Source organism: Nonomuraea sp. NPDC004186 (assembly GCF_053603495.1).
In genome coordinates, this window is the sequence record NZ_JBSGFQ010000032.1 from 88,933 (window position 1) to 102,573 (window position 13,641).

General features: G+C 69.2%; 9 protein-coding genes and 1 pseudogene. 8 read left to right on the forward strand and 2 right to left on the reverse strand.

Annotation, left to right across the window (positions count from 1 at the left end):
* Positions 1 to 511: 511 nt before the first annotated feature.
* Positions 512 to 1,939 carry a protein kinase domain-containing protein gene (locus tag ACWEPL_RS25630; RefSeq protein ID WP_452437640.1) on the reverse strand — a complete coding sequence of 476 codons (1,428 nt, stop codon included), beginning with the start codon at positions 1,937 to 1,939 and terminating at the stop codon, positions 512 to 514.
* 268 nt (positions 1,940 to 2,207) lie between these two features.
* Between ACWEPL_RS25630 and ACWEPL_RS25635 the strand changes: the two genes are divergently transcribed.
* The 8 genes and pseudogenes from ACWEPL_RS25635 (at position 2,208) to ACWEPL_RS25670 (ending at position 13,048) form a co-directional block, all read left to right on the forward strand.
* Positions 2,208 to 3,578, forward strand: a complete 1,371-nt coding sequence (locus tag ACWEPL_RS25635; protein WP_452437650.1) for a 4Fe-4S binding protein — start codon at positions 2,208 to 2,210, stop codon at positions 3,576 to 3,578.
* Positions 3,575 to 4,378 carry an NADH-quinone oxidoreductase subunit J family protein gene (locus ACWEPL_RS25640; RefSeq protein WP_363981256.1) on the forward strand — a complete coding sequence of 268 codons (804 nt, stop codon included), beginning with the start codon at positions 3,575 to 3,577 and terminating at the stop codon, positions 4,376 to 4,378. The genes ACWEPL_RS25635 and ACWEPL_RS25640 overlap by 4 nt, the downstream gene beginning before the upstream one ends.
* Positions 4,378 to 4,680 (forward strand): annotated as a pseudogene (gene nuoK / locus ACWEPL_RS25645) (NADH-quinone oxidoreductase subunit NuoK); the annotation flags it as partial. The gene ACWEPL_RS25640 and the pseudogene nuoK, both read left to right, overlap by 1 nt.
* 347 nt (positions 4,681 to 5,027) lie before the next feature.
* Complete coding sequence (locus tag ACWEPL_RS25650; RefSeq protein ID WP_452437641.1) at positions 5,028 to 7,109, forward strand: NADH-quinone oxidoreductase subunit 5 family protein; 2,082 nt, start codon at positions 5,028 to 5,030, stop codon at positions 7,107 to 7,109.
* A gap of 43 nt (positions 7,110 to 7,152) precedes the next feature.
* Positions 7,153 to 8,997: an NADH-quinone oxidoreductase subunit M gene (locus ACWEPL_RS25655; protein WP_452437651.1), complete on the forward strand. Its 1,845-nt coding sequence runs from the start codon at positions 7,153 to 7,155 to the stop codon at positions 8,995 to 8,997.
* Positions 8,994 to 10,580 (forward strand): NADH-quinone oxidoreductase subunit N, encoded by a 1,587-nt coding sequence (locus tag ACWEPL_RS25660; RefSeq protein ID WP_452437642.1) that lies wholly within the window; start codon positions 8,994 to 8,996, stop codon positions 10,578 to 10,580. The genes ACWEPL_RS25655 and ACWEPL_RS25660 overlap by 4 nt, the downstream gene beginning before the upstream one ends.
* Positions 10,581 to 10,710: 130 nt before the next feature.
* On the forward strand, positions 10,711 to 11,562 hold the full coding sequence (htpX, locus tag ACWEPL_RS25665) for a zinc metalloprotease HtpX (RefSeq protein WP_185070073.1): 852 nt from the start codon (positions 10,711 to 10,713) through the stop codon (positions 11,560 to 11,562).
* Between the two features lie 163 nt (positions 11,563 to 11,725).
* Positions 11,726 to 13,048, forward strand: coding sequence for a hypothetical protein (locus ACWEPL_RS25670; protein WP_452437643.1), 1,323 nt, complete (start codon positions 11,726 to 11,728; stop codon positions 13,046 to 13,048).
* Here the strand turns inward: ACWEPL_RS25670 and ACWEPL_RS25675 are convergent.
* The gene (locus tag ACWEPL_RS25675; protein WP_452437644.1) at positions 13,023 to 13,496 is read right to left on the reverse strand and encodes an NUDIX hydrolase; all 474 of its coding nucleotides are present in this window, start codon (positions 13,494 to 13,496) and stop codon (positions 13,023 to 13,025) included. The genes ACWEPL_RS25670 and ACWEPL_RS25675 overlap by 26 nt on opposite strands.
* Between the last annotated feature and the right edge of the window lie 145 nt (positions 13,497 to 13,641).

Genomic DNA, 13,641 nt, shown 5'->3' on the forward strand with positions numbered 1-13,641 from the left:
ACAGCCGCGGAAAGAACAGCAGCGACCACCCGCACGCCCTAACCAACTCCCGTTGGCGGACACCCGCGATCAGCCACCCACACTGACAACACGCCCGGAGCCCAACCGGTTGAACGGCCTGCCCGGTTGAACGGCCCGGTTGAACGGCCTGCCCGGTTGAGGATCCGCCCGGTTCGGCGGCGCCCAACCAGCCTGGGTGCTAATCACCATCAACGACGTCAACAACAGCGCCAACACCCCCGGCCCAGCAGCGCCTGCCCATGTCGAAGGCACGCCGCGCGATCAACGACGTCAGCACCCCCGGACCCCCAGCGCCTGCCCATGTCGAAGGCGCGCCGGGAGATCAACGACGCCAACGCACCCGGGCCAGAGGCGGCAGCGGCCAACAGCGCCGAGAACACCGGCAGATCAACCCCAACTGCTCACTCAGCACGCCCGCCCAAGCCGCCAAGCGCGTCACACCGCAACCCATCCCTCCCACGACCAGGAGGCCGCTCTGGGCAGCAACAACTCAGTGCACGATCGCCAGCATCACATCAGACGCCGAAGGCCGATCCTCAGGCCGCTTGTTAAGACAAGACCCCACAACTCCCCGTAAAGCAGGCGATAGCGGCGACAGGTCCGGATGCAGCGTGAGCACGCGGTTGAACACAGCAGGCACGGTGTCCTCCCCGAAGGCAGGCCGCCCCGTAGCCGCGAACATGATCGTCACACCCCAGCTGAACACATCGGAAGCCGGCCCCACAGCCTCCCCGGTCAGCTGCTCAGGCGACATGTACGGCGGCGTCCCGACCATCTTCCCCGACGTCATCGTCACCTGATCCAGTGCCCGGGCGATCCCGAAGTCGATCACCCGAGGCCCGTCGTTCCCGATCAGCACATTGCTCGGCTTGAAGTCACGATGCACGATCCCCGCCTTGTGGATAGCCGCCAACGCTCCGGCTGTGGATAACGCCAGCCTGGTCAGACTGTCCTCGTCACGCGGCCCGTGTTTCTTGACGAGCTGCTCCAGCGAGGGCCCCTCCACGTATTCGCTGACAATGTAGGCGTGCTGCCCGGAGATGTTCACGTCGAGCACACGGGCTGTGGAAAACGTCGCCACCCGCCGCGCCGCGTCGACCTCCCGCGCGAACCTGGCCCGCGCCATCTCATCGACGAGATCGTGCAGCACCTTCACGGCCACCCGCGTCCCGTTGGGCGCCATGGCCAGGTAAACCGCCCCCTGCCCACCACGCCCGAGCGACTGGAGCACCCGATAGTGCCCGATCCACTCAGGCTCTCCGGGGCGCCGCGGGCGCGACTCGGGCTCGGTCGTACGCCGCCGGTAGTTTTCGCCACGTCCGGGACGCGGCGGATGGGTGTCGGCGGAGTCGGTACGCCGCTGGTGCGTCTCGGCCGAGGTGGGACGCGGCCGGTGCGTCTCGGCGGAGGCGGGACGCGGCCGGTGTGCCTCAGCAGGGCCGGGACGCCCCTGATAGGGGCCGGGCTCCCGATGCCCATGCTGATGGGAGGGCGAGGTCGTCCTCTGGTGCAGATTCGTGTGCGTCGGATGCACCGGCCCCCGGAGCCGCGCCCGCACCATGGTCGGCACCAGGATTCCCGAGTGAATGGCCCCGCCGAGCCAGCTGACGAACAGCCCCAACGAGACCAGCACGGACAGCGGCTGCGGAATGTCTTCGAAGGTGTCGTACGCCAGCGCCGAGATCACGAACGACCCGATGCAGACCAGGTAGGCGGACGCCGCGAAGACCTGCCAGATGCTCCGCAGCCAGAACGCGGCGAACCCGATGGTGAACGGGGTCGCCAGCCCGCACGTGAACAGGGGCAGGCAGGCCCAGACGACGGCGGCCGCCCACGCCCCGCCACCGGGACGGACCTGATGGCTCTGCTGCATGGCCGAGAGACTATCGCCCCGGCACGGTTCATACCGGGCATGCACACAGCTTGTGGATAACTCCCCGTCAACCTGTGGACGGCTGTGGAAAACCGGGGACCCTGTCCCCACTCATTTGCCTGCGGGACCAATTGCGTCATGATATTGAAGCATGGGGCGGATACCAGGAGTCGGACTGGCAAAGGGGCTGTCCATCACCCTTCGCCACATGCTGCGCAAATCGGTGACGCAGCAGTATCCCGAGGTCAAGCCTGCCCTCCCGCCCCGCAGCCGCGGCGTCATCGCCCTGGTCGAGGAGAACTGCACCTCTTGCATGCTCTGTGCCCGAGAGTGCCCCGACTGGTGCATCTACATCGACTCCCACAAGGAGACGATCCCGGCTCCCGAGGGCGGCCGCCCCCGCCAGCGGAACGTCCTCGACCGCTTCGCCATCGACTTCAGCCTGTGCATGTACTGCGGGATATGCATCGAGGTGTGCCCGTTCGACGCTCTCTTCTGGTCTCCGGAGTTCGAGTACGCGGAAGGCGACATCCGCAACCTCATCCATGAGAAGGACAAGCTGGCCGCTTGGACCCAGACCGTCCCCCCGCCTCCGGCCCACGACCCGGGTGCCGAGCCCCCGAAGGAACTCACGGCCGCCCCCCGCCGGCCCGCCGCCCGTACGGCACGCACAGCGGAACCACCCCAGCGCAGAGGAGGTACGGCAGCCGGCCCCTCCCCGGACGCACAGAACGCCCAGCCGGCAGCGGGAACAAGCGAGACGCGCCCCACCTCCGAAGCACCGGACGCAGGGCCCACAACCACAGCAAAAAGCTCGCAGCCCACAACCAGAGCAGAGCACTCAGCAGGCGCCCCCGGAACAACATCCGAAGCAAGCCTGCCCGGAACAACGTCCGAGGCAAGCGTCTCCAGAACAGCGCCCGAAGCCGACGTTTCCGGAGCAACGCCTGAAATCGTCCCATCCGAGCCCGGAGCTGGCGCATCCGGGACGATTCCCGAATCCAGCACCCCAGGCACGGCCCCCGACACCTCAGCGACGACGCCCACGCCCGACGCCCAGGACGGGGAGCCCACTGCGGGCGCGCCCGGATCAGGCCCGGCGACCGCTCCGTCACGCACGCCAGGCGGACGCCCACGCCGACCCATCCAGAACGTACGGGGAATCCGTCCTCCAGGCGCCCTCCCATCCCGCGCTCAGGACGACACCTCTGAGCCGAATGCCGACGTGCCGCGCTCCGCCCTCCCCCCGGAAGAGGGCCAGACGACCGCATCTCGCCCCGCAGGAGAAAGCGAGACGACCGCATCTCGCCCCGCAGGAGAAAGCGAGACGACCGCATCTCGTCCCGCAGGAGAAAGCGAGACGGCCGCAGCCCCCGCAACGAAGGACGACGACCCGACGACCAGCGCGCCCTCCCCAACGGCGGCCACCGCCTCTCCCCCCACAGAAGACGGCGAGACTGGTCCCTCCGCGAAGGAGCCACCCCAGGGACAGGCTTCATCCACAGGGCAGTCGTCCTCAGAAAAGTTGTCCACAGCCTCGGGCGGCCCGCAACCGAAGCCCGAGCCGGAGGAGCAAACTTCTGCCGCGAGCCCTCGCAGGCGCAGGATGGCCGATCCACGGTCCATCCGACCGCCCGGGCGGCTCGGTCCTGACGAGACAAGGGAGTCCGAGGAGGAGTCGTGACCGAAGCGGTGCCCTCCTACCTGTCACCCACCGGGCAAGAGATCGTCTTCTTGCTGCTGGGCGCGGTAGCGGTTGGATCGGCGCTGCTTGTCGTCACGACCAAACAACTCGTTCACGCCGCCCTCTGGCTCGTGGTGTCCTTCGGCGCCCTGGCGGGCTGTTATCTCGTGCTGACCGCCGAGTTCGTGGCCTGGGTCCAGGTGCTGATCTATGTGGGCGCGGTGGTGGTGCTGCTGCTGTTCGGCATCATGCTCACCCGGGCCCCCATCGGCCGCTCCACAGACCTGGACAGCGGCAACCGCCTGGTCGCAGCCCTGGTGGCGGTGGCGACCGCGGCCATTCTCGTCACGGTGGTGATCGACGGATTCCACGCCGCCTACACACCGTTGACCCCAGGCCAGGGAGCCGCGAAGGAGCTGGGCGCCAGTGTGTTCGCCACCTGGGTGCTGCCGTTCGAGGCGCTGTCCGTGCTCCTGCTCGCCGCCCTGATCGGCGCCATCGTCCTGTCCCGTACGGACATCCCCGGCGGCGCGCCGTCCGCTCATACCGGGAGCAACACCCCACCCGACGAGACGCGCGCCGCAAGGTCGCCGACGGAAAGGGACTCGGCACCTCGGCGGGTCGGGGGTCACAAAGCCGGGGAGGATGCGCATACGGGGGATAGGTCACCATCCACCCGGAGCGGGGAAAGCTCGCCCGCCCGGCCGGAGACCAGCCCGTCACCCCCCGACACCCGGGACAACTCGGTGCCCGACCGGACCGGGGGTCATCTGCCGCCCGATCAGACCGGGGGTCATTAGTGCACATCGTCTACCCGGCCGTGGTCTCTGCGCTCCTGTTCTCCATCGGCGTCTATGGCGTGCTCGTCCGCCGCAACACGATCCTCGTGCTGATGTCGGTCGAGCTGATGCTCAACGCCGTCAACCTCAACCTGGTGGCGTTCGACGTGTGGCTGGCCGACCGCCTGCACAGCGGTCAGGTCCTCACCCTGTTCGTCATCGTCATTGCGGCCGCCGAGGTGGGCCTGGGCCTCGCGATCGTGCTGGCGCTGTACCGCAACCGCCGCACCGTCGACATCGACCACCTCCGCGACCTCGCCGAACCCACCGACGAGCCCACAGAGACGCCGGCGATCGCGGGCACTCCCGACCAGCCCGCCGCCGCCGCGCGCTCAGCGACGACACCGGTACGAGGCCACGCCATCGCCCCGGAACACCCACCTGACCCCGCCACGTCCGATCCCGCCACGCCCGCCAACACGGTTGAGCCCACCGAAGGCCGTCCACCCGCCACCGCCGAGCCCAACGAGCACCACCACACCCAGCCGGCTCAGGCACCCCAAGCAGCCTCAGACCACTCGGACGGGACAAGCGAGGCGGATCGGACAGGGAAGGCGGAGACCGAAGGCGGTCGTGGGGACGAGCAGCCCGCCAAGCGAGGTGGCACGCTGTGACGACTTTCCCGCTCATCGCCGTGCTCCTGCCCTTCGTCGCCGCCGCGGCAGGGCTTCTGCTCTCCCGCTGGCCCCACCAGCGCTCCACCGCCCCCTCCAGCACAGGAGAGCCCAAGACACCCAGCCCAGGCGCCCCAGCCGGCAACCTCGGGACGACGACACCCGCCTCCACCCCAAAGGCCACAACCCCGGCCCTCGAAACCGCGACCTCCGCGATAGAGGCCACAACGCCCGAGCACGAAGCCAAGTCAGCCGAGACAGCTGCGGCAACCAGAGCGGCGGCCCAGCGAGCCAACACCCGGGCAGCCTGGATCGCGATCCTCCCGACCACGCTCTCAGCGATCCTGGCGGGCTGGCTCGCCTGGGGCCCGGGCGTCGCCTACCTGCACGGCGCGACCACCTCCCCACCCACAGGCCAGACGTACGGCACCATCGTCACCGGCGGCGTCCCGATCACGCTCATCCTCCAGGCCGACAACCTGTCGAGCATCCTCGGCGTCCTGGTCACCCTCGTCGCCCTGGCCGTACAGGTCTACTCCGTCGGCTACCTCAAGGACGATCCGCGCTACCCCTCCTACAGCGCGTTCATCAGCCTGTTCACCAGCGCCATGCTCCTGGTGATCTACGCGGGCGACCTCCTGGTCCTCTACGTGGGCTGGGAGATCATGGGCCTCTGCTCGTACCTCCTCATCGGCCACTGGTGGGAAGACCGGAGCAATTCCCGCGCGGCGGTCAAGGCGTTCCTCGTCACCCGCCTGGGCGACGTCGGCTTCCTCTTCGGCATCTTCGTGCTCGGTCTCGCGGCGGGAAGTTTCCGCATCACCGACGTGCTGGGCAAAGTGCCGGAGATGTCCGCGGCCACGCTCGTGACCGCCACGATGCTCCTGCTGGCCGGTGTGGCGGGCAAGAGCGCCCAGGTCCCGCTGCACACGTGGCTCCCTGACGCCATGGCGGGCCCCACGCCGATCAGCGCCCTGATCCACGCCGCCACCATGGTCGCCGCCGGGATCTTCATCGTGGCCAGGCTGTTCCCCGCGTTCCTCGCGGCCCGGCCCACGCTCGACGTGCTGGCCGTCGTCGCGGCCCTGGGCATGCTGGGTTCGGCGCTGGCCGCGTTGGCCCAGGACGACCTGAAACGCGTGCTCGCCTACTCCACGATCAGCCAGCTCGCGTACATGGCAGGCGGCCTGGCCGCGGGCTCCGACACGGCGGCCATCTTCCACCTGCTGACTCACGGCGCGTTCAAGGCTCTGCTGTTCCTGTGCGCGGGTGCGGTGATCCACCACGTCGGTTCCAACCTGATGACCCAGATGGGCGGCCTGCGGCGCGAACTGCCGGTGACGTTCGTGACGATGACGATAGGTTTCGCCGCCTTGATGGGCATCCCTCCGGCCAGCGGCTTCTTCAGCAAGGACGGCATCCTGCTGGCCATGGACCGCGCACTGTCCACCGGTGGCCTGACGGACGCGGCCGCGCTCCTCCTGTACGGCTGCGCGCTCGCGACCGTGGCCGTCACCGGCGCGTACGCCACCAGAGCCTGGCTACGCACGTTCTTCGGCCAGGCGCGGGCCGTGGCGCTCCCCGAGCCGGAGCCGGGCACGGCCCACGTCGTGGACGTCACCGAGGCCCCCCGCACGATGCTCGTTCCTGTCGTCGTCCTCGCCGTCCCCGCCCTGCTGCTGGGCTTCGCGGGGGAGCTGCACCTGGACCTCGGCGTGGCCGCCGTCAGCGTCGTGCTCGCCGCACTCGGCGCCGGGACGGTGTACGCGTTCTGGCGCATCGATCCCATCGCCGACCCGGCCCGCCTGCTGGGGCCGTTGCGGGGGCCGTGCGAGCGGGCGTTCTCCGTGGACGGCCTCTACGCCGCGCTGTTCGTACGCCCGGTCCTGGCCCTGGCCAGGCTGGTGGTGCGGACGGACGACGTGGTCGTGGACGGGGCGGTGCGCGCGTCCGGCAGGTCGGCGCGCGGATTGTCCGGACTGCTGCGACTGGCCCAGAACGGCAATGTCCAGCTCTACGTGAGCGGCCTGCTGGCCGGTGTCCTGCTGATCGCGGTGGGGGCGGTGGTGTTCGCATGACGGCCCGGTATCGCCTCGGCGCAGAGGCGGAGGTGCTCGCATGATGGCCTGGCTCTCTGTCGCGCTGCTGGCCGTGCCGCTGCTCGGCGCCCTCCTGCTCCTCCTCGCGCCGCACCGGCTCCGGCCGCTGCTGCACACGTACGGACTGACCCTGTCCGGCCTGACGCTGGCACTGGCCGTGCTGCTGGCCGCGACGTTCGACTACTCACGGGGCGCGCGGCCGCAGTTCGAGGTCGATCAGGCGTGGATCCCCGGGCTGGGACTCCGCTTCCACCTCGGCGTCGACGGGATCTCGCTGCCGCTGATCGTGCTGACGGCGCTGCTGACGTTCCTGTGCTTCGTCTACCTGTGCTGGGGCGCCGCGCGGAGGGGGTTCGTGGGGGCGCGGCCGAGGGCACTGGTGTTCACGCTGCTGGTGCTCGAAGTGGGCATGATCGGTACGTTCCTCGCTCTCGACCTGCTGCTCTTCTTCGTGTTCTTCGAGATCGTCCTCATCCCGATGTACTTCTTGATCGGCATCTGGGGCGGAGAGGGCCGCCGGGCGGCGTCGGTCAAGTTCATCCTGTACACGCTGCTCGGCTCGGTCGTGATGCTGCTCGGCCTGCTGCTCGTATGGGCGCAGACCGGCACGCTCGACATCGAGGCCCTGAGCGCGGCCCACGGTGCCGGTATAGCGAGGTCTGTGCAGATCGTGGCGTTCGTGGCGATCGGCATCGGCCTGGCGGTGAAGACCCCCATGTGGCCTTTGCACACCTGGCTGCCCGACGCCCACACCGAGGCTCCCACCGTCGGCTCGGTGCTGCTCGCCGGGGTGCTGCTGAAGATGGGCACGTACGGCTTCGCCAGGATCGCCATCCCCATCCTCCCCGAGGGCGCGATGGCGGTGGCTCCGTGGCTCGGTGCGTTCGCCGTGGTGGGCATCATTTATGGCGCTCTGGCCTGCCTCGCCCAGCGAGACCTCAAACGCATGATCGCCTACTCGTCCGTCGGCCACATGGGCTTCGTCCTGCTGGGGTTCGCCACGCTGACCCCGGTCGGCATCAACGGCGCCCTCTTCGCGAACGTCGCCCACGGCCTCATCACCGGCCTGCTGTTCTTCCTGGCCGGGGCGATCAAGGACCGCTACCACACCGCCGACATGCCTTCCCTGGGCGGCGGCATGCTGGCGACGCTGCCGCGGCTGGGCTCGGTGCTCACCTTCGCGTCGATCGCCTCGCTGGGGCTGCCGGGGCTGGCCGGATTCTGGGGGGAGATGCTGGCGCTGTTCGGGGCCTTCCAGCCGGCGAACGGGCTGCCCCGCGCGCTGTTCGTGACGTACATGGCGATCGGAGGGCTGGGGGCGGTCCTGACGGCCGCGTACTTCCTGGTCATGCTGTCCCGCGTGACCCACGGTCGCCCCCGCATGGACGAGCGGGAAGGCGTCACACCGGACGAGCGTCCCGTCGTACCTCTCGGCTCGACGGCAAGACGCTCGGCGACGGCCACCCTGGAGCCGCCCCCGAGACCGGAGCCCTACAGCGGCCAGCACAAGCCTCCAAGCGCCACCGAACCCAGCACGCCTCCGGACCATGCCGCACCGTCCGGTGACGACGCGTACCTGGAAGATGCCGGACCCTTGAGCGGCGGCACGCCCTCAGAGCACGTCCGACCGTCCAGCGGTGACGCGCGCCTGGAAGATGCCGGAGCCGTGAGCGGCGGCACCCTCCCGGGCGGCCCTCAGCGGGTTACCGGCGCGCCCCGGCGGCAGGCGCCAGATGACATCAGGAGTTACGAGCTGCTGGCATGGACACCGCTGGTGGCCCTGATCCTGCTCTTCGGGCTCTGGCCGGGCCTCCTCCTGTCGCTCACCACACCGGCCGTGCAGACCCTGCTGGGAGCCGTCTCATGATCCAGCAGATCGACTACTTCGTGATCGCGCCTCCGCTGGCGCTGGCCCTGGTGGCCGGTCTGGTCCTGCTGCTGGACGCCTTCCTCCCGGCCCGCCCCCGTACGAAGCCCGTGCTGGGGCTCGTCACGCTGGCAGGCGTCCTGGTCGCGCTGGCCTTCGTCGTCGCCCAGGCGATCGGGGGCGGCCCGCCGCGATCGACCTTCTGCGTCCCGGCCGACCTCGCCGGTCCCACCAGGCAGTGCTCCTTCGTGGCGGACGGCTTCACGCTGGTCTTCGCGGGCATGGTGCTGGTCGCGGCCGTGGTGGTCGTGTTGATGTCGATGACCGAGCTGGCGGCCGGCGGCATCCCGGTGGGTGAGTGGTACTTCCTCCTCCTTTGCACCCTCGTCGGCGCGGTGACCCTGCCCGCCTCCCGAGACCTGATCATGCTCGTGGTGGCGCTCGAGCTGGTCTCGCTCCCGGTCTTCGCCCTCACCGCCATGAAGCGCTACGACGGCCGAGCCTCCGAGGCCGCCGTGAAGCTCTTCGTGGTTTCGGTGGTGTCGACGGCCGTCATGCTGTTCGGCGTCTCGCTTCTGTACGGCATCGCGGGCACGGTCTACCTGTCCCGCCTCGCGGCCGTGTTCAGCGGTCAGGCCCCGGCGCCGGGGTTGGCGGAGACCACGACCCTCGCGGCGGTCCAGGGTCTGCCCGCCGTCGTCTCGGTCGGAGTCGTGCTCGTCGTGGCGGGGTTCGCCTTCAAGATCGCCGCGGTGCCGTTCCACTCCTGGGCGGCCGATGTCTATCAGGGCGCCCCGGTCCCCGTGGCCGCGCTGCTCTCGGTGATCTCCAAGGCGGCCGGGTTCGCCGGGTTGATCCTCGTACTGGTCGCCGGACTGTCCGGGCAGGCTGCCACCTGGGCGCCCATTGTCGGGATCATCGCCGCGCTGACCATGACCGCGGGCAACCTGCTCGCCATGCGCCAACGCTCCGCCGTACGCCTGCTGGCCTGGTCCTCCGTCGCGCAGTCCGGCTACATCCTGGCGCCGCTGGCGGTGGCGGCCCAGGGCATAACCCTTCGGCCTGCCAGGGGACCCGGCACATACCCAGCCGGAACCGGGGTCGGCGCGGTCAGCACTTCCATGGCGTACCTGGTCATCTACGCCGCCATGAACCTCGGCGCGTTCGCGGTGGTCCTGCTCGTCTCCAGGACCGCCACCCGCAACGAGCTCGACGACTACCGGGGCCTGGCGTTCCGGCGACCCGCGGCGGGGCTCGCGCTGGCGTTCTGCCTGGTCTGCCTGGCCGGCCTGCCACCGGGCCTGGCCGGGCTCTTCGCCAAGGTGTTCGTCTTCCGCGAGATCGTGGAGGGCGGCTCGGGCTGGCTTGCCCTGATCATGGCCGTCAACACCGTGATCGGCCTCTACTACTACGCTGTCTGGACCGCGCGCCTCTTCACCCCTCCCACGGCACCGGTCCTCGTCCGGCACCGCCCGACGCCCATGACGTGGCTGGCCATCGGCCTCGCTCTGGCAGTGGCCGTGCTGTTCTCGATCGCCCCCCAACTGGTCCTGGACATGACCGCACTGTCCGCCTTCGGTTGAGAGACGGGCCGTGGGTAAGAAGAAAGTCGCGCTCCGCCCGCAGCTGAGCACGCCGGGGAGCGGCTGGGGAACGAAGCACCGGGTCGTGGTCGTTGGAGGAGGTGAACCCAGACCACGAAGGGGGGAAACCTTGCACCACAACGGTCTGCGCACGGCCATCCTGCTGGGCGGCCTGTCGGCGCTGATTGTCGCGGTGGGCGCGTGGTTGGGCGGCGGCGCCGGTGTGCAGATCGCGCTCGTGCTCGCCCTGGCGAGCAACGGAGTCGCCTATTTCTTCTCCGACCGCATCGCCCTGTCGGCCATGCGTGCCAGGCCGGTCAGCGAGGTGGAGCAGCCCACGCTCTACCGGATCGTGCGAGAGCTCTCCACCGAGGCTCGCCAGCCGATGCCGCGCCTGTACATCTCGCCGACGGTGCAGCCGAACGCGTTCGCGACCGGCAGAAGCCCTCGCCAGGCCGCGGTGTGCGTGACGTACGGCCTGACCAAGCTGCTCGACGAGGCCGAGCTGCGCGGAGTGATCGGGCACGAGTTGTCACACGTGTACAACCGGGACATCCTCATCTCCTCCGTAGCCGGCGCGCTGGCCACGATGATCACCTGGATCAGTTACGTGGCCGTGTTCTTCGGCGGCTCGGACGATGACGAGGGGCCGGGCTTCGTGGGCGCGCTGCTGATGATGGTGCTCGGACCGGTGGCGGCAGGGATGGTGCAGATGGCGATCTCCCGGACGAGAGAGTTCCAGGCCGACGAATCGGGTGCCAGGCTCACGGGCGACCCGCTCGCCCTGGCCTCGGCGCTCCGCAAGATCGAGATGGGTGCCCGCAGGCTTCCGCTCCCCGAGAACAGCCGCCTCACCTCGGCCTCCCACATGATGATCGCGAACCCGTTCAGCGGCTCGGGCTTCGGCCGGCTGTTCTCCACGCATCCGCCCACGTCCGAGCGGGTCGCCCGCCTCGAGCGGATGGCCGGCTACCGCCGCTGACCCATGGGCCGATTAACCAAGGCGGAGCGGAGGCTCTGGAACGCGTTCCACCGGCCAGACCGTCGAGCTGGGCCCGTTCAAGATCGGTCCGTTCCGTACGGCCGGCGCGAACGCTCCCACGGACGGCCACACGTGGGGGCCCGAACGCTCGATCAGAGCCGAAGTGATCGCCCAGTTGCTCCTCGGCGCCCGCGACACCGGCACCGGCTCGGTCCCGGCGGTACGTCTGCGCGGCGCCCGGATCACCGGCCGGCTCACGATCATCGGCGGCACGATCCCGTACGAACTCAGCCTGATCGGCTGCCATCTGGATGAACCCATCCGCTTCACCGACTCCAACACCCGCACCGTACGCCTGACCGACTGCCGTCTCCCGGGCCTCAGCGGCGGCGGCCTGCGGGTGGCCGGGCACCTCAGCCTGTCCGGCTCGAACATCACCGGCACCGTCCGCCTGAACCGGGCCCAGTTCGAGAGCGGGCTGTGGCTGGGTGGGACCAAGGTGACGGCCGACGACGACGAGGGATGGGCGCTCTACGCGAACGCCGTCGTCGTGGACTCCGGCACGTACCTGCGCAACGCCGACTTCACCGGAGCAATCGGTCTGGTCGGCGCCCGCCTCAACGGTGGACTCTTCCTGGACGGCGCAACCCTCCGCAATCCCGGCAACCAGGCCCTCATCGCCGACAACATGGTCGTCGAGGACACCATGCGCTGCACCGACGGATTCCTGGCACTGGGCTGCATACGATTACGCGGAGCGCGAATCAACGGGACACTCTCGCTCAACGGGATCATCCGAAGCCCGGACACTCGCTACGCCCTCCACGCAAGCCACATGGAGCTCCGCGAGCTCTACCTGAAGCCCGCAAAGCCCATCGAAGGCGTCGTCACCCTCGCACACACCACCGTCGGCACGCTGCACGACAATCCAGACACCTGGCCCGAGAAATTACGCCTGAACGGCCTGACCTACGACCGCCTGCGCGGCTCCGGCGTAACCCGCCGAATCGACTGGGTGACCCGGGATCCGGAGGGGTTCAGGCCGCAGCCGTACGAGCAACTCGCCGCGTGGTTCCTCAGCGACGGCAACGACGCGCTCGCCCGGCGCACCCAACTCGCCAAACTCCGCGCCCGCCGGCAGACGCAGGGCCTCGGTAGCCGGGCGTGGGGGCGGCTGCTCGACGTCGCGGTCGGGTACCGCTACCGCCCCTGGCTGGCGGGCATATGGTTCGCCCTGCTGCTGGCGATCGGGACGGTCGTCTTCGCCATCAGCCCCCCAAGAGCGCTCAAACCCTCCGAGAGCCCCGATTTCAACGCCTTCGCCTACACCTTCGACCTCCTGCTCCCGATCCCCGCATTCGGGCAACGAGAGCTGTTCGACCCGGGTGGGTGGACGCAGTGGCTCGCGTACGGACTGATCGTCTCCGGCTGGATCCTGGCCACGGCGCTGATCGCCGGCGCTACGCGGATCCTCCGCCCTCAGTGACCCGGCGCAGGATGGACGCGAGATCCGTCGGGAAGAAGGTCTCCTCCGTGCTCTCGAGCTCCTCCGCGCTCCACCACCGGTAAGCCATCGTCGTGTCCTTCTCGGTCTGCTCCATGTGATCGAACGACACGACCGCAGCGGCCCCCACCCAGATCGCGAAGAACGTCTGATCCTGCGTGATGGCGTACTCGGACCAGTTGAACTCGATCACGCTGTTCCCGTACGGTCCGCTGAGCTCGTCCGCATTCGCCCGGATCCCGACCTCCTCGAACAACTCCCGCGCCGCCGCCTCCTGCAACGTCTCGCCATCCTCCGCCGCCCCGCCGATCGTGAACCAGAACGGCTCATCGGGCCTGGCCGGATCGAAGCCGTGGAGCAGGAGAACCCGATCTTGATCATCAATGGGCAGGGCACGCGCTGTAAAGCGGCGCAGGGGGATCTTCGTCACGTTTACCGAGCTTACGATCGAGCCCCGACATACCGCCCGCCGCCATCCTCCAGAGCAATCTGACTGAGGGCGCGATCGGGCTGGACAACCAGCCAGACCCTGGGGACTGGACCAGATCAACCTGAAGCACTGTGAGGCCGATCAT